At 62.8% G+C, this 16232-nt stretch carries 13 protein-coding genes and 1 riboswitch; of the genes, 1 reads left to right on the top strand and 12 read right to left on the bottom strand.

The features are described from left to right. Positions 1-57: 57 nt before the first annotated feature. Together alaS and ltaE are read right to left on the bottom strand one after the other, a co-directional pair. Positions 58-2682, bottom strand: a complete 2625-nt coding sequence (gene alaS, locus CRO75_RS06915) for an alanine--tRNA ligase (RefSeq protein WP_097134830.1) — start codon at positions 2680-2682, stop codon at positions 58-60. A 146-nt stretch (positions 2683-2828) separates the two neighbouring features. Continuing rightward, complete coding sequence (gene ltaE / locus CRO75_RS06910; RefSeq protein ID WP_097134829.1) at positions 2829-3833, bottom strand: low-specificity L-threonine aldolase; 1005 nt, start codon at positions 3831-3833, stop codon at positions 2829-2831. A 210-nt stretch (positions 3834-4043) separates the two neighbouring features. Continuing rightward, positions 4044-4215: riboswitch (FMN riboswitch) on the top strand. A 121-nt stretch (positions 4216-4336) separates the two neighbouring features. On the opposite strand from ltaE, the gene CRO75_RS06905 reads away from it, so the two are divergent. Continuing rightward, the gene (locus CRO75_RS06905) at positions 4337-4843 is read left to right on the top strand and encodes a 6,7-dimethyl-8-ribityllumazine synthase (protein WP_007921563.1); all 507 of its coding nucleotides are present in this window, start codon (positions 4337-4339) and stop codon (positions 4841-4843) included. A 179-nt stretch (positions 4844-5022) separates the two neighbouring features. Here CRO75_RS06905 and astE read toward each other — a convergent pair whose 3' ends face one another. The 10 genes from astE to CRO75_RS06855 all read right to left on the bottom strand — a co-directional run bounded on the left by astE (position 5023) and on the right by CRO75_RS06855 (position 16231). After that, a complete protein-coding gene (gene astE / locus CRO75_RS06900) occupies positions 5023-6033 on the bottom strand; it encodes a succinylglutamate desuccinylase (protein WP_097134828.1) in 1011 nt (336 codons plus the stop codon). Between the two features lie 13 nt (positions 6034-6046). Then, positions 6047-6334, bottom strand: a complete 288-nt coding sequence (locus CRO75_RS06895) for a hypothetical protein (RefSeq protein ID WP_007921560.1) — start codon at positions 6332-6334, stop codon at positions 6047-6049. Positions 6335-6397: 63 nt separating this feature from the next. Continuing rightward, positions 6398-7744 carry an N-succinylarginine dihydrolase gene (gene astB / locus CRO75_RS06890; RefSeq protein WP_097134827.1) on the bottom strand — a complete coding sequence of 449 codons (1347 nt, stop codon included), beginning with the start codon at positions 7742-7744 and terminating at the stop codon, positions 6398-6400. Between the two features lie 206 nt (positions 7745-7950). Further along, positions 7951-9420, bottom strand: coding sequence for a succinylglutamate-semialdehyde dehydrogenase (gene astD / locus CRO75_RS06885; RefSeq protein WP_177409731.1), 1470 nt, complete (start codon positions 9418-9420; stop codon positions 7951-7953). After that, the gene (astA, locus tag CRO75_RS06880) at positions 9417-10442 is read right to left on the bottom strand and encodes an arginine N-succinyltransferase (protein WP_007921553.1); all 1026 of its coding nucleotides are present in this window, start codon (positions 10440-10442) and stop codon (positions 9417-9419) included. Before astA ends, astD begins: the two co-directional genes overlap by 4 nt. Before the next feature lie 82 nt (positions 10443-10524). Then, entirely contained in the window at positions 10525-11544 is a 1020-nt protein-coding gene (gene aruF / locus CRO75_RS06875; protein WP_007921551.1) for an arginine/ornithine succinyltransferase subunit alpha, read from the bottom strand. A 133-nt stretch (positions 11545-11677) separates the two neighbouring features. Then, entirely contained in the window at positions 11678-12898 is a 1221-nt protein-coding gene (locus CRO75_RS06870) for an aspartate aminotransferase family protein (protein WP_097134825.1), read from the bottom strand. Between the two features lie 337 nt (positions 12899-13235). Further along, the gene (argR, locus tag CRO75_RS06865; RefSeq protein ID WP_009045160.1) at positions 13236-14216 is read right to left on the bottom strand and encodes a transcriptional regulator ArgR; all 981 of its coding nucleotides are present in this window, start codon (positions 14214-14216) and stop codon (positions 13236-13238) included. 114 nt (positions 14217-14330) lie between these two features. Continuing rightward, positions 14331-15095 (bottom strand): ATP-binding cassette domain-containing protein, encoded by a 765-nt coding sequence (locus CRO75_RS06860; protein WP_097134824.1) that lies wholly within the window; start codon positions 15093-15095, stop codon positions 14331-14333. A gap of 23 nt (positions 15096-15118) precedes the next feature. After that, the gene (locus CRO75_RS06855; protein WP_097134823.1) at positions 15119-16231 is read right to left on the bottom strand and encodes a succinylglutamate desuccinylase/aspartoacylase family protein; all 1113 of its coding nucleotides are present in this window, start codon (positions 16229-16231) and stop codon (positions 15119-15121) included. Position 16232 lies beyond the last annotated feature (1 nt).

Here is a 16232-nt window from a genome sequence, read left to right as displayed (position 1 = left end):
CAATCAAACTGCGCAGCTCCAAAGCCCGCCACTAGACGACGGGCTCGGCTTGGAACCTTAAATCCCCTGCTCGACAAACGGAACGGTCAGGGCCAGCGCGGCATCCAGCGCAGCGGCATCGACACCACCGCCCTGCGCCATGTCCGGACGACCACCGCCCTTCCCGCCCACTGCCGCAGCGGCTTGCTTCATCAAATCACCGGCTTTGAGTTGGCCAGTCAGGTCCTTGGTTACGCCCGCAACCAGTACGACCTTTTCCTCATGGACACTGCCGAGCAGGATCACTGCGCGACCGAGTTTGTTTTTCAACTGATCGACCAGCGCCAACAGCGCTTTGCCGTCCTGACCGTCCAGGCGCGCCGCCAGCACTTTCGCGCCTTTGACATCCAGCGCCTGCGCCAACAGGTCGTCGCCAGCGGCACTGGCCGCCTTGGCCTGCAACTGCTCGAGTTGTTTCTCCAGCAGACGGTTGCGCTCCAGCACGGCCGACAGCTTGTCGATCAGGTTGTCACGGCTGCCCTTGACCAGGGTCGCCGCTTCCTTGAGTTGCTCTTCCGCAGCGTTCAGGTACGCCAGTGCCGCGGCACCGGTGACGGCTTCGATACGCCGTACGCCAGAGGCCACGCCGCCTTCGCTGATGATTTTCAGCAGGCCGATATCGCCGGTACGGTTGGCGTGGATACCGCCACACAGTTCAACGGAGAAATCGCCGCCCATGCTCAGGACACGCACGCTGTCGCCATACTTCTCGCCGAACAGCGCCATGGCGCCCTTCTGCTTGGCGGTGTCGATATCGGTTTCTTCGGTTTCCACCGCGGTGTTCTTGCGAATCTCGGCGTTGACGATGTCTTCCAGGGCCTTGATCTGCTCAGGCTTGATCGCTTCGAAATGGCTGAAGTCGAAACGCAGGCGCTGACTGTCGACCAGCGAACCCTTCTGCTGTACATGCTCACCCAGAACCTGGCGCAGAGCGGCGTGCAGCAAGTGGGTGGCCGAGTGATTCAGCGAAGTGGCGTGACGCACCTCGGCATCGACCTGGGTTTGCACCGGCGCACCAACGGTCAGGCTGCCGCAGGCCAAGACGCCGTGGTGCAGGAAAGCCCCGCCGGTCTTGGTGGTATCGCGCACGTCGAAACGCGCATTACCCGCTTGCAGGTAACCGCAGTCGCCAATCTGGCCGCCCGACTCGGCGTAGAAAGGCGTCTGGTCGAGAACGACAACGCCCTCTTCGCCTTCGCTCAGCACGTCGACCGATTGCCCTTCCTTATAAAGAGCAACCACCTTGGCCGAACCACTGGTGGCGTGATAACCGGTGAATTCGGTGGCCACATCGACCTTGACCAGGCTGTTGTAGTCCATGCCAAAGGAGCTGGCGGAACGGGCACGTACGCGCTGGGCTTCCATCTCGCGCTCGAAACCTTCCTCGTCGAGGGTCAGTTCGCGCTCACGGGCGATGTCGCCAGTCAGGTCCATCGGGAAACCGTAGGTGTCATACAGCTTGAACACCACATCGCCCGGTACCACCGTGCCTTTGAGTTCGGCCAGGTCCTGCTCGAGGATCTTCAGGCCCTGCTCCAGGGTCTTGGCGAACTGCTCTTCTTCGGCTTTCAGCACGCGCTCGATGTGTGCCTGCTGGGATTTCAGTTCCGGGAAGGCTTCGCCCATTTCGGCGACCAGGGCAGCCACGATCTGATAGAAGAAGCTACCCTTGGCGCCCAGCTTGTTGCCGTGACGGCAAGCGCGGCGAATGATGCGACGCAGGACATAACCGCGGCCTTCGTTGGAAGGCAGCACGCCGTCGGCGATCAGGAAGCCGCAGGAACGGATGTGGTCGGCCACGACTTTCAAAGACGCCTGGGCGTCGTTGGTGCAACCGATGGCCTTGGCCGCCGCGTTCAGCAGGCTCTGGAACAGGTCGATTTCATAGTTCGAGTGAACGTGCTGCAGGACCGCACTGATCCGCTCCAGGCCCATGCCGGTGTCCACCGACGGCGCTGGCAACGGATGCAACACGCCATCGGCGGTGCGGTTGAACTGCATGAATACGTTGTTCCAGATCTCGATGTAACGGTCGCCATCCTCTTCCGGCGAGCCCGGTGGGCCGCCCCAGATGTCGGCGCCGTGATCGTAGAAAATCTCGGTGCAAGGACCGCACGGGCCGGTATCGCCCATGGTCCAGAAGTTGTCGGAGGCGTATGGCGCGCCCTTGTTGTCGCCGATACGGACCATGCGCTCGGCCGGAACCCCGACTTCCTTGGTCCAGATGTCATAGGCCTCGTCATCGCTGGCGTAGACGGTGACCCAGAGCTTTTCTTTCGGCAGGTTCAACCACTTGTCGGAGGTCAGGAATGTCCAGGCGAAGGTGATGGCGTCACGCTTGAAGTAATCGCCGAAACTGAAGTTGCCCAGCATTTCGAAGAAAGTGTGGTGACGGGCGGTGTAACCGACGTTTTCCAGGTCGTTGTGCTTGCCGCCGGCGCGTACGCATTTCTGGCTGCTTACGGCGCGGGTATAGGCGCGCTTTTCCTGGCCCAGGAAGCAGTCCTTGAACTGGTTCATCCCCGCGTTGGTGAACAGCAGGGTTGGGTCGTTGCCCGGAATCAAAGAGCTGGAGGCTACACGGGTGTGGCCTTGCTCTTCGAAGAAGCGAAGGAAGGCTTCACGGATTTCTGCGCTTTTCATTAGGTTCTTCCACGGAGACTGCGGCCAAAGGCCTGTGCGAAACGTCATCAGACGAAACGACGGCAAAGGGCCGCATTATATCGGCCCTGAGCTTGGGGTACAGCGTGTTTATACGATAGAGACGGTCAATTGGACGGCTAACACTGTCAGTTGCGGGAAAAATCGATAAAAGTCCCGACGACCTGCTCGATTTGTGCACGACTGACGTCCATATGGGTGACCATCCGCAGCCGCGACGCGGCGCTCAACCTGATCCCGCGCTCGCCGGCGAAGGCCTTGAGCGCTTCGGCCCTGTCGCCCATCGCGACATAGACCATGTTGGTCTGCACCGGCTCGACGTCATAGCCCGCTTCACGCAGCCCCTCGGCCAGTAGCTGAGCATTGGCGTGGTCATCGGCCAGGCGCGCTACGTGATGATCGAGCGCATACAGGCCCGCCGCGGCCAGGATTCCGGCCTGGCGCATGCCACCGCCGACCATCTTGCGCAGGCGCCTGGCCTTGCCGATCAGCTGCGCCGAACCGCACAGCACTGAGCCCACCGGCGCGCCCAGGCCCTTGGACAGGCACACCGAAACCGAATCGAAGTGCTGGGTGATCTGCCGCGCATCGACACCCAGCTTGACCGCCGCGTTGTACAGCCGCGCGCCGTCCAAGTGCAGGGCCAGGCCATGCTCACGGGTGAAGGCCCGGGCCTGCGCCAGATAGCTCAATGGCAGCACCTTGCCCTGCATGGTGTTTTCCAGCGCCAGCAGGCGGGTACGGGCAAAGTGGAAATCATCCGGCTTGATCGCCGCGGCCACCTGGGCTAGGTCCAGCGAGCCGTCGGCCTGGACTTCCAGTGGCTGTGGCTGGATCGAACCCAGCACCGCCGCGCCGCCGCCCTCGTACTTATAGGTATGCGCCTGCTGACCGACGATGTATTCGTCGCCACGTCCACAATGGGCCATCAAGCCCAGCAGGTTACTCATGGTGCCGGTCGGCACGAACAGCGCCTCGGCGAACCCCAGGCGCTGCGCCAGTTCAGCTTCCAGGCGGTTGACCGTCGGATCTTCGCCGTAGACATCATCGCCCGTGGCCGCCGTGGCCATAGCTTCCAGCATGCCTGCCGTGGGTTGGGTAACGGTGTCACTACGAAGATCGATAACGCTCATGAATCAGGCCTCGGCAAGGGGACGCGAACGTCGCTGCGGATAAGGAAATTCTTTCGAACTGAATTACTACGGGCACAACCGCGATTTATCAAGGCCCGCCCGGGAAAAGCCCACCGATGGACATGAAAAACCGATGTTTATCATCCAAACGCCGCAATGCACCGCTGAAAAATATGTGTTACAAACTCACCGCCGCCGCAAGTCCGGTGGCAACGTTCTCAGGGCGGGGTGTAATTCCCCACCGGCGGTAATTGCGCGCAATGCGCATAGCCCGCGAGCGCTTGGCGACAGGCACCGCTTCGGCGGCCAATGACGGCAAGGTCAGCAGACCCGGTGTGATCCCGGGGCCGACGGTCATAGTCCGGATGAAGAGAGAACGGGATTGGTGCCAAAGGGCCGTCCACAGACCTGCGCATGGCTGCTTGTGCGCCTGGCCTGTACGTACCCTTAAATCCCTTTCGATTCATAACGCCCTGTTTTCACACAAACAGGAGTCAGAACCAATGCAACCCACCGCAATCGATAGCAAAAGCAAACAGCATCACGGCGAACGCGTGGCGTTTATCCAGGCCTGCTGGCACAAGGAAATCGTCGACCAGAGCCGCAAAGGGTTCGTCAGCGAAATGCTTGCCCAGGGTTATCAGGAAAGTGATATCGACTTCTTCGAAGTCGGCGGCGCCTTTGAAATTCCACTGCACGCCAAGCTGCTGGCCAAGTCCGGTCGTTATGCCGGCATCGTTGCCGCGGGCCTAGTGGTGGACGGCGGTATCTACCGTCATGAGTTCGTCGCCCAGTCGGTGATCAGTGGCCTGATGCAGGTCCAGCTGGAAACCGAAGTGCCGGTGTTCTCGGTGGTCTTGACCCCGCACCACTTCCACGCCGGCGAAGAACATCAGAAGTTTTTCTTCGAGCATTTCGTGCACAAGGGCCAGGAAGCCGCGAAGACCTGCGCCGACACCCTGCACAAGACTCGCGCCCTGCGTCGTCCTGAACAGCGGGTAGCGGTGTAAGCGTCAGACGCTGAAAGCAAAATCGCGAGCCAGTTCGTTCCTACAGGGATCGAGCTGGCTCGCGATGTTTTTTTGTGGCCGCTGCCGCAGGCTGCGATAAGGCCCGCAGGGCCTTCTAATTAACCTCAAAAGCGGCGCCCGCTACGCGGTCGATCGCAGCCTTCGGCAGCGGCTACAGGTCAGGCCAGGCCGTCAGCCGTGGTCGGCACGATCAGGATCCCGGCACGCAGGCCGTTCTTTACCTTGGGGTTGGGGAAAATGATCCGCGCGCCCTCCTCCTCGACTATCCAGCGGGTCTGGGCGATATCGTCGGCCAGCAGGTAACCCACTTCCAATTCGGAGAAATTCTCGATGTCCGCCGGCAGATGCAGGTGGAAGGTATCGCTGTGCTTGATGATTTCCCGAGCGACGCTGAACAGCTGCAAGCCATCCAGCTTCTCCTGCGCCATGGGCGGTTCGCGGCCTTCGATGATCTGCTTGAGGCGGGTTTCCAGACGCTCGACATTCACCCCCTGGTTCTGCCCGAACGGCCGGGCCTTGCCCAGCTCCAGAGTGAAAGACTCGGCGTCCAGCTTGTCGTAGGTATAGGAGCTGAACACGATGGACGGTTTGTTCTGCAGCAGCACCGCCTGCATGCCCGCGGCCCGCAGGCGCGCCAGTTCCCGGCGCGAGTGCTGGCGACCTTCTTTCCACGGATACAGGGCGAACTGCTCGATCTTCGAACCGCGGATCGCCGTGTGCAGGTCGTAGTGCAGGCGGGTACGCTCCGGCAGGCTGAAGAAACTCGCCGCCAGGCGCTCCAGCTCACAGGCGCGCAGGGCTTCGTTGCCGCTGCTTTGTTCGTGACGGCCATTGAACAGCCGGTTGATGTCCTGCTCGATGAAACGCTCGCCGCGGCGCATGGCCTCGGGGTTGCCGAACAGGAACAGAATGCGTGCGCACGGCTTGAGGTCGCCGCGGGCGATGTCGTGCAACAGACGGTCGAGCAACTCGATCGGTGCCGTCTCGTTACCGTGGATGCCGGCTGACAGCAGCAGGTCCATGCCATTGTCGCGCGCCTGGGGTGGCCGGACTTCCAGCGCACCTTCGCTCAGCCAGCGCATCCGCACGCCGTCGACAGTCAGTTGAGTCTTCTCCGCCGGTTCACGACCGGCGAGGGTCAGTTCAAGCAGTTTGCCGAGGGCGAGCATAGAACGTTATTCCTTAATGGTCGTGCTGGCAGTCAGGGCCGTGCACGTGATCATCGTCACCCGCGTCGGCCGGTTCCATTTCCAGTTGCAGACTTACCAGATTAGTCGCCAATGGGCGCAGCAGCAGGTTGGCGTATTCCTCGTCGCCTTCCTCGACGTCCACGCCGATCAGCAGCTGGCCGCGGCCGTCCTGCTGGATCCACAGTTCCTTGCCTTGCCACATCACGGCAACGCGGGTGCAGGAAGTTTCCAGTTGAGTGCCGTCGGTGTCTTCAAGGATCAGCTGCAGGGTATCGCTCATTTATTACGCTCTCATCTGGAGGTAAAGCGGCGCGCCTGGATTAGCAGAAGCAGGCGCGGGCTTTTAATTGATCTGGAATGGATAAACCGCGCCCAGTTTAAGGATTTGCGTCAGTTCATCCAGTGCCGTCCGGCACTCAAGCAGCAATTGCGGGTCCGCCAGATCGTTTTCGCTCAGGCGATCGCGGTAGTGCTTGTCGACCCATTGGGTCAGCGTGTCGTACAACGGCGCGGTCATGATAACCCCTGAGTTGACCGCCGCCAGCTCGGTTTGATTGAGCGCGACCCGTAGCCGCAGGCACGCCGGGCCACCGCCGTTCTGCATGCTCTGCTTGAGGTCGAAGACTTTCACTTCGCGGATCAGGCCGCCGGAGCTGGTCAGGCTTTGCAGGTACTGCCAGACCCGCTCGTTGCCGCGGCACTCTTCCGGCACGATCAGCAGCATCGAGCCATCGGCGCGGGACAGCAGCTGGCTGTTGAACAGGTAGGAACGCACCGCGTCTTCCACCGTGACCTGCGAGCGCGGCACGCAGATCGACTGGAAGTTGCCGCCACACTTGCCCAGCTTGGCCTGCAGCTCGGCGAGCATCTTGTCGGTCTCGAGGAATGCGTCCTCATGGTAGAACAGCACTTCGCCGTTACCCACCGCGATCACGTCGTTATGGAACACGCCCTGGTCGATCACCGACGGGTTCTGCTGGGCATACACCACTCCGTCGTCGCTCAGGCCGTGCAGGCGGGCGACGGCCTGCGAAGCTTCCAGGGTCTGGCGCGCCGGGTACTTCTGCGGTGCCGGGTAACGGGTATCGAAGGCGCTGCGCCCGAAGACGAAGAACTCGACACCGGCCTGGCCGTAGTCGCGGCAGAAACGAGTGTGGTTGGCCGCGCCCTCATCGCCGAACTGCGCCACCGCCGGCAACGCCGCGTGATGGGCGAAGTGTTTCTGGTCGGCGAACATCGCCCCCAGCACGCGACTGGTGGTCGGGTGCTCGATACTGCGGTGATATTTGCAGTTCAGGTTGGCGGCGGTGAAATGCACGCGACCGTCGCGGGTGTCGGCGCTCGGGCTGACCGTGGCGGCGTTGGCCACCCACATGCTCGACGCCGAGCAACTGGCGACCAGCAGCGGCATCGCATCCTTGGCGGCGCGCTCGATGACCTGTGCATCGCTGCCGGCAAAACCCAGCCGACGCAGGGCGGCCACGTCCGGGCGTTCCTGTGGCGCCAGCACGCCTTGCTGGAAACCCATTTCCATCAGCGCTTTCATTTTTGCCAGGCCCTGCAGCGCGGCTTCCCTGGGGTTGGAAGACTGCTGGCTGTTGCTCTGGGACGCGACGTTGCCGTAGGACAGGCCGCCGTAGTTATGGGTAGGCCCCACTAGACCGTCGAAATTGACTTCATAGGATTTCATCAGCGAGGCTCCACGAGAATCTGTTGTTATAGGCATCGGTATCAGTACATGTCTTGAGGCTGTCGGCGCCCGCTTCGCGGGACGATCGCAACCTGCGGCACGGCTACAGGGTTACCACAACCACCGACGCCCCGCCGCTCTCTGTAGCCGCTTCGCAGGCTGCGATAAGGTCCGCGGGACCGTCCAGCAATCTGCGGCGCAACCCATCACCCCAGGCGTACACCCGGCGTCAGCGCGCTCGGCAAGGTCAGGCTCGCGGTTTCCAGCGACGCCACCGGGTACGCGCAGTAATCCGCCGCGTAATAGGCGCTGGCGCGATGGTTGCCGGAAGCACCCACACCGCCGAACGGCGCGCTGCTCGCGGCACCGGTCAGCTGCTTGTTCCAGTTGACGATACCGGCCCGGCTTTCCAGCCAGAACTGCTGGTAACGCACCTCGGAATCCGACAGCAGGCCCGCTGCCAGGCCGTATTGGGTGTCGTTGGCCTCGGCGATCGCCGCTTCGAAATCGGCGTAGCGAATCACTTGCAGCAAGGGGCCGAACAGCTCTTCGTCCGGGCGCTCGGCCACGGCGGTTACGTCGAGAATACCCGGGGTCAACAGCGCGGCCTGGGCCTGCGGCTGGGTCATTTCCAGCAGCGCCACGGCGCCATTGGCCAACAGGTTTTCCTGGGCCTGCATCAGCGCGCGGGCCGCGCCAAGGGAAATCACCGAGCCCATGAACGGCGCCGGCTGCTGGTCGAACGCACCGACCTCGATGGTCGAGCTGACCGCCACCAGGCGCTCCAGCAACTGGTCGCCCCAGGCGCCTTGGGGCACCAGCAGGCGGCGCGCGCAGGTGCAACGCTGGCCGGCGGAAATGAAGGCCGACTGGATGATGGTGTAGACCGCCGCGTCCAGGTCCGCGACCTGGTCCACCACCAGCGGATTGTTACCACCCATCTCCAGCGCGAGGATCTTGTCCGGGCGGCCGGCGAACTGCTGGTGCAGGTGATTGCCGGTGCGACTGGAACCGGTGAAGAACAGACCGTCGATCCCCGGGTTGGCAGCCAGGGCGATACCGGTTTCCCGCGCGCCTTGCAGCAGGTTTAACACACCCGCCGGCAGGCCGGCTTCGATCCAGCACTTGACGGTCAGCTCGGCGACTTTCGGGGTCAGCTCGCTGGGCTTGAACAGCACGCTGTTACCCGCCAGCAGCGCAGGAACGATATGCCCGTTAGGCAGATGGCCTGGGAAGTTGTAAGGACCGAACACCGCCACCACACCGTGAGGCTTGTGGCGCAATACCGCGGTGGCGTCGCCCAGCGGGCCGCTCTTCTCGCCGGTACGTTCACGGTAGCTCTGCACCGAAATCGCGATCTTGTTGACCATGCTGGTCACTTCGGTAGCGGCTTCCCACAGCGGCTTGCCGGTTTCCTCGCCGATGCAGCGCGCCAGTTGGTCGGCATGGCTTTTCAGGCTGGCGGCAAAGGCTTCCAGCACCACGATCCGCTCGTCCAGCGAACGCTTGGCCCAGGCCGGGAATGCCTGGCGCGCGGCCTGCACCGCACTTTCAACCTGGGCGACGGTGGCGCCGTTGCCCGACCACAGCACCTGCTGGGTCACCGGATTCAAGGATTCAAAGGCTTCGCCCTGGCCTGGCAGCCATTGGCCTGCGATGTACAGCGTGTTCATTATTTCGACTCCCGGGAAGCAGACAGCGCAACGGCACGGACCTGATCGCCCGCATTGAGTTGCAGGCGTTTGGCGGTCAGCGCATCAACCACCAGGGTGCCCGACGCGAAGCGCGCGGGAGCGGCGGTGATTCGGCAGTCCTCGCGCTTGCGGTTATGAATCAGGAAAGGCGTGGCGTCGTCGCCCGGCGTGCCGATGGCCAACACCAGCGCCTGGCTATCGCGCACCGCACGGATCTTGGCGGTTTCGCACTCCACCGCCGGGCCGGCGTCGAAGATGTCGACGTAACCCTGGTAGCTGAAGCCCTCGCTCTTGAGCATGGCCAGCGCTGGCTCGGTATCGGTGTGCACCTTGCCGATCACGTTGCGCGCGCCCTCGGAGAGGAAGCAGGTGTACAGCGGGAACTTCGGCATCAGTTCGGCGATGAACGCCTTGTTACCGACGCCGGTCAGGTAGTCGGCCTGGCTGAACTCCATTTTGAAGAAGTGCCGGCCCAGGCTTTCCCAGAATGGCGAACGCCCGGCTTCATCGGACATACCGCGCATCTCGGCGATGATCTTGTTGCCGAACAGTTGCGGGAATTCGGCGATGAACAGCATGCGTGCCTTGGCCAGCATGCGGCCATTGAGGCCGGTGCGGTAATCGGCGTGCAGGAACAGCGAGCACAGCTCGGAATTGCCGGTCAGGTCGTTGGCCAGGAACAGCGTCGGAATCTCGCGGTAGATGTTCAGCTCCTGGGAAGCGCTGACGGTCAGGCCGACCCGGAAGTTGTACCAGGGCTCGCGCAGGCCGACCGCGCCGGCGATCGCGGAAATCCCCACCACGCGGCCGTTGTCGTCCTCGAGCACGAACAGGTAATCCGCATCGCCCCGCTCGGCTTCGCCACGGAAGGTCTTTTCCGCCCAGCCCACGCGGTGTTTCAGGCGCTCTTCGTTGGCTGGCAAGGTGGTAAGGCCGGTGCCGGTGCTGCGGGCCAGGTCGATCAGAGCGGGTAAGTCGCTGCTGCGTACGGGACGAACGATCATGCTATCTCCTCAGACGGGCGCCGCTGACGGCCCCCGCGAAACTCGCTGCTTTCCAGGATTCTTCCGGCATTTGCCGCAGCCGTTAAACCGCCACCAGGCGCACGCTGGCACCTTCGCCGACGCCCAGGGCTTCGGCCGCTTGCAGATCCAGGGTCACCGGCTTGCCCGGCGCGTAATCCAGCTCCAGCATCACCGCGCGGTAATCCTGCAACTGCGCATTGGCGACCAGGTACTGGCGTCCGCCGCCCTTGGCGACCTCGCCGATCTTCACCGGCACCACGCGGCTCTGGGCGATCGAGCGGATCCCCGAGACCCGGGCGTGCAGGGTCGGGCCACCGTCGAAGATGTCAATGTAATGGTCGGTCTCGAAGCCTTCGCGCATCAGGATGTCGAAGGTGATCTGCGCCCGCGGATGCACCTGGCCCATGGCTTCCTGCGCCGCATCCGGCAACAGCGGCACATAGATCGGGTAATGCGGCATCAGCTCGGCGAGGAAGGTGCGGCTTTTCAGCCCGCACAGACGCTCGGCGGCGGCGTAGTTGAGGTCGAAGAAGTTGCGGCCGATGGCGTCCCAGAACGGCGAGTCGCCATTCTCGTCGCTGTAGCCGACGATCTCGGTCACCACCGAATCGGCGAAACGCTCCGGGTGGCTGGCGACGAACAGCAGGCGGCCGCGGGAATTGAGTTCCGACCACGGCGAGCCCACCAGCTCCGGGACCACATAGAAGCTGGTCAGCAGGCTGTTGCCGGTCAGGTCGTGGCACTGGGAAAGCACGTGGATCTTGTTGTGGATCTTCAGCTCGCGGGAGGCGTGCACGAAGGTCTCGTTACGGAAGCTGTAGAACGGCTCGGAATAACCGGCCGAGGCGACGATGGCCGAGCAACCGACCAGCTTGCCGGTTTCGGTGTCTTCGAGGACGAAGAAATAGCTCTCCTCGCCATTGAAGCTCACCTCGGCGGCGAACGAAGCCTCGCTTGCGGCGATCTTGTCGCTCAGGCGTTCCACGTCATCCGGCAAGGAAGTGACACCAATCGGGCTGTCCGCAGCCAGACGCTGTACCTCGCCCAGATCAGCCATTTGCGCGGGGCGCATCACCAGCATGGTGTCACTCCTTACTCGAAACAGGCCGGCCAGGAGGCCGACTCAGGGAAAAAAATGCCGGGACAGCCCGGCACCGAAAATTGGGCTCGACGCTTGCCCTGCAGACAAGCGCCGAGAAGTACCGCGGCCCGAATCAGGCCTGGGTCAGCTTGGCGACCGCGCGCTCGAAGCGCTGCAGGCCTTCTTCGATGTCCGCTTCCTCGACCACCAGGCTCGGGGCAAAACGCACCACGTCCGGGCCGGCCTGGAGGATCATCAGGTTTTCTTTTTCAGCGGCGTTGAACACGTCCTTGGCCTTGCCTTTCCAGGCATCGCTGAGCACGCAACCGAGCAGCAGGCCCAGGCCACGCATCTCGGTGAACAAGCCGTACTTCTCACCGATCTGCAGCAGGCGGGTCTTGAAGCGATCGTGCTTGGCCTTCACACCGTTCAGCACTTCGGGCGTGTTGATCACGTCGATCACCGCGCCGGCCACCGCGCATGCCAGCGGGTTGCCGCCGTAAGTGGTGCCGTGGGTACCGACCACCAGATGCTTGGCCAGCGCCTCGGTGGTCAGCATCGCGGCGATCGGGAAACCGCCGCCCAGGCTCTTGGCGCTGGTCAGGATGTCCGGAGTCACGCCGTAGTGCATATAGGCGAACAGCTCGCCGCTGCGGCCCATGCCGGTCTGCACTTCGTCGAACACCAGCAGCGCGTTGTGCGCGTCGCACAGCTCGCGGGCGCCTTGCAGATAAGCCTGCTCGGCCGGCAATACACCGCCTTCGCCCTGGATCGGCTCCAGTACCACCGCGCAGGTCTTGTCCGAAATCGCCGCTTTCAATGCCGCCAGATCGTTGTAAGGAACGTGGGTGATACCGGTGATTTTAGGACCGAAGCCATCGGAGTATTTGGACTGGCCGCCGACGTTCACGGTGAACAGGGTGCGACCGTGGAAGCTGTTGAGGGCCGCGATGATTTCGTATTTTTCCGCACCGAAACGGTCGAAAGCGACACGACGGGCCAGCTTGAAGGCGGCCTCGTTGGCCTCGGCCCCGGAGTTGCAGAAGAACGCACGCTCGGCAAAGGTGGCGTCGACCAATTTGTGAGCCAGGCGCAGGGCCGGCTCGTTGGTGAAGACGTTGGATACGTGCCACAGCTTGTTGGCCTGCTCGGTCAGCGCCGCGACCAGCGCCGGATGGGCGTGGCCCAGTACGTTGACCGCGATCCCGCCGGCAAAGTCGATCAGCTCTCGGCCCGACTGATCCCAGACTCGGGAGCCCGCGCCACGCACAGGAATGAAAGCCGCAGGTGCATAGTTGGGAACCATGACCTGATCGAAATCGGCGCGTTGCACCGGAGCTTGCTCAACGGACATCGGAGTCTCCTGAAGAGGAACGCCTGCCTGAAACTGGCGAGCGATGGGGGGATTGTAAGGACAGTTTTCTGCCCGGCCTTGTCGCCAAGCGACAACTTCTTATAGCGCCAACCCCGGTTTTACGCGGGTTTACGGCAATGCGACAAATAGCGTCGCAAAGGCGCAGTTTAAACTGCTGGAGGCTTTAACGGCAGGATTGTCCAACGATTTGCGCCACACATTACGGCGCCATCGCGAGCAAGCCCGCCCCTACAAAAGGAAGTGATCTTCTGTAGGAACAGCCGGTCGACGCTCGATTGCTCGCGATAAAAACTGACAGACAAAACGAAGAGGTGGATCAACCGCGCTCGGAAGGCACCGAAGACAGTTCAAACGGGCTGCTGCTGCGCCGCTGGTTGCGGTCTTCCCGCGGCGTGGCGCCGAAGAAGTTGCGGTAGGCGCTGGAGAAATGCGGCCCCGAGGAGAAACCGCAGGACAGGCCGATCTGGATGATCGACTTGCTGGTCTGCATCAGCATCTGCCGCGCCTTGTTCAGGCGCAACTCCAGGTAGTACTGGCTCGGCACACGATTGAGGTATTGCTTGAAAATCCGCTCCAGTTGCCGACGCGAGACGCACACATGCTGGGCGATTTCGTCGGTGGTCAGCGGCTCCTCGATATTGGCCTCCATCAGCAGCACCGCCTGGGTCAGCTTCGGGTGGCTGGAACCCAGGCGGTTCTGCAACGGAATGCGTTGGCGCTCGCCGCCTTCGCGGATCCGCTCGACCACCAGCTCTTCCGAGACCGCGCCGGCCAGTTCCGCGCCGTGGTCACGGGCCAGCACCGCCAGCAACAGATCCAACACCGACATCCCGCCGCAGGCCGTCAGGCGATCGCGATCCCAATCGAACAGATGACTGGTGGCGATGACCTTGGGGAAGCGCTCGGCGAAATCGTCCTGCCAACGCCAGTGCACCGCCGCCCGATAACCGTCGAGAAGCCCCAGCTGCGCCAGGGGATACACACCGGCGGACAAGCCACCGATCACACAGCCGGCACGCACCAGTTGCTTGAGCGCGCTGCTCAGGGCCGGCGCCAGGGTGGCAGGCGGCTCATCGGCCAGCAGGAACAGTTTCTGGCAGCCTTCGAGCTTGCCCGACCAAGGTTCGCCCGGCAGTTGCCAGGCACCGTCGGCCGGCGCCTCGGCCTGCAGGAAGGCCAGTTCGTAGACCACTTCCGGATGCACGCGCTGAGCGACACGCAAGGCCTCCTCGGCCAGCGCCAGCGTCAAGGCTTTAGTGCTGGGCCAAATCAGGAAACCAATTCGATGGGCAGTCATGGCGGGCAATCCGAAACGAAAACAGTGTTAGAGGCCAAAGGCGGCTGCAACCAAATTAGACCATCTGGCGCGCGGTGCGCAGCATGACCTAATTGGGTGCATTACGGGAGCGATTTACTTCAGGCTGCCCGAGAGGAATTGTTGCAAACGTTCCGATTGCGGATTGACCAGCACTTCGCGCGGGTTGCCGCTCTCTTCCACCAGGCCCTTGTGCAGGAATATCAGCTGGTTCGAAACTTCACGGGCAAAGCCCATTTCGTGGGTCACCACCACCATGGTCCGGCCTTCCTGGGCCAAGGCCTGCATCACTTTCAGCACGTCGCCCACCAGCTCGGGGTCGAGCGCCGAAGTCGGTTCGTCGAACAGCATGACCTCAGGCTCCATCGCCAGCGCCCGGGCGATCGCCACGCGCTGCTGCTCACCGCCGGACATGTGGCCCGGGTAGGCATCCTTGCGATGCGCCACACCGACCTTGGCCAGGTAGTGCTCGGCCTTTGCACGGGCTTCGGCCTTGGGTACGCCGAGCACATGCACCGGCGCTTCCATGATGTTTTCGATGGCGGTCATGTGCGACCACAGGTTGAAGTGCTGGAACACCATCGACAGACGCGAACGCATGCGCTGCAACTGCTTTGGATCGGCCGCCTTCAGGGCGCCGTCCTTGTTCGCCACCAGCTTCAACTCTTCGTTGTTCAGCAGGATCCTGCCGGCGTGCGGCTGCTCCAGCAGGTTGATGCAGCGCAGGAAGGTGGATTTGCCGGAGCCACTGGAGCCGATGATGCTGATCACATCGCCAGCCGCCGCTTTCAGGGACACGCCCTTGAGCACTTCGTGACTGCCATAGCGTTTATGCAGGTCTTGGACTTCAAGTTTGTACATGCTGTCGGTTCTCACAAAAGCAGTCAGTCGTTGAGCAAGCGCCCGTGCCGCAGCGCTTCGCGCCCCGCCACCTTGGCCAGCCAGAAACCGGGTTGGGCGTAACGCAGCCGCTCAACGGCGAACAACACGCCGCTGGTGCCAGCACACAGGGTGCTGACCCGATCGGATAAGGGATCAATCACTTCAAAAATCGGCTCGCCCTTCTCCACCCAGCTACCGGCCGGACGCAGAAAACTCACCACGCCGGGATGCGGCGCAAACAACAATTCGGTGCCTTCGAAAGGCATGGCCTCACACGCTTCATGCTGCGGCGCCGGCCATTCGCCCGCGATCAGCCCCTGCTCGGCGAGGAACGCCAGGATGCCTTCGGCGTGCGCCTCGGCTTGCGGGCGACCGGTGTCGGCCTGACCGCCCAGTTCGAGGGTGGTCGCCAGGCAGGCCAGCGGAATCTGCGCCTGCGGGAACTGGCGCGACAGGCGCAGCCAGGGCAGCGAACAGGCCTCGTCGAACGAGCTGCCGCCGGAGTCTTCCGCCAGCAGGCCGACCCGCACATTCAGATGGGCCGCCAACGAACGCCACTGCGGCCAATGCTGCGGCAAGGCGTACATATGCAGCGCCGCCTCCGCATCGCAGTGCAGGTCCAGCACCACATCTGCGGTGCAGGCATGGCTCAGGAGGATGCGCTGCATGCCTTGCAGCTGGCTCGATGGCGCCGGCAGTTCGGCCAGCACATCATTCATGGCCTGGCGAATCACCTGGATATTGGCGTGCGGATCATCTCCCAGGCACCCTTCCAGGCGGGCCGCGACCGGCACACTCAGCTCAACGAAATCCCGATTGAAGTTCTTGCCACTACCGGCCTCGAACCGCCCCTGGTGATTGCCCTGCAACAGCTGGCCCAGGCCCATCGGGTTGGCCACCGGCACCAGCTCGATCACACCGTTCAGCGCACCCTGGGCCTCCAGTTCGGCCAGGCGCTTTTTCAGCTCCCAGGCGGTGCGCATCCCGGGCAGTTCGTCCGCATGCAGGCTGGCCTGGATATAGGCCTTGCGCTCACCATGGCCGAAACGGAACACCGAGATCTGCCGTTCGCTGCCCAGGTGGCTCCACGGTAATGGATGGTCAATGCGTTCCATA

This window comes from Pseudomonas sp. LAMO17WK12:I10 (assembly GCF_900215185.1).
Taxonomy (GTDB): domain Bacteria; phylum Pseudomonadota; class Gammaproteobacteria; order Pseudomonadales; family Pseudomonadaceae; genus Aquipseudomonas; species Aquipseudomonas chlororaphis.
This window is presented reverse-complemented; position numbering and strand designations above follow the sequence as displayed.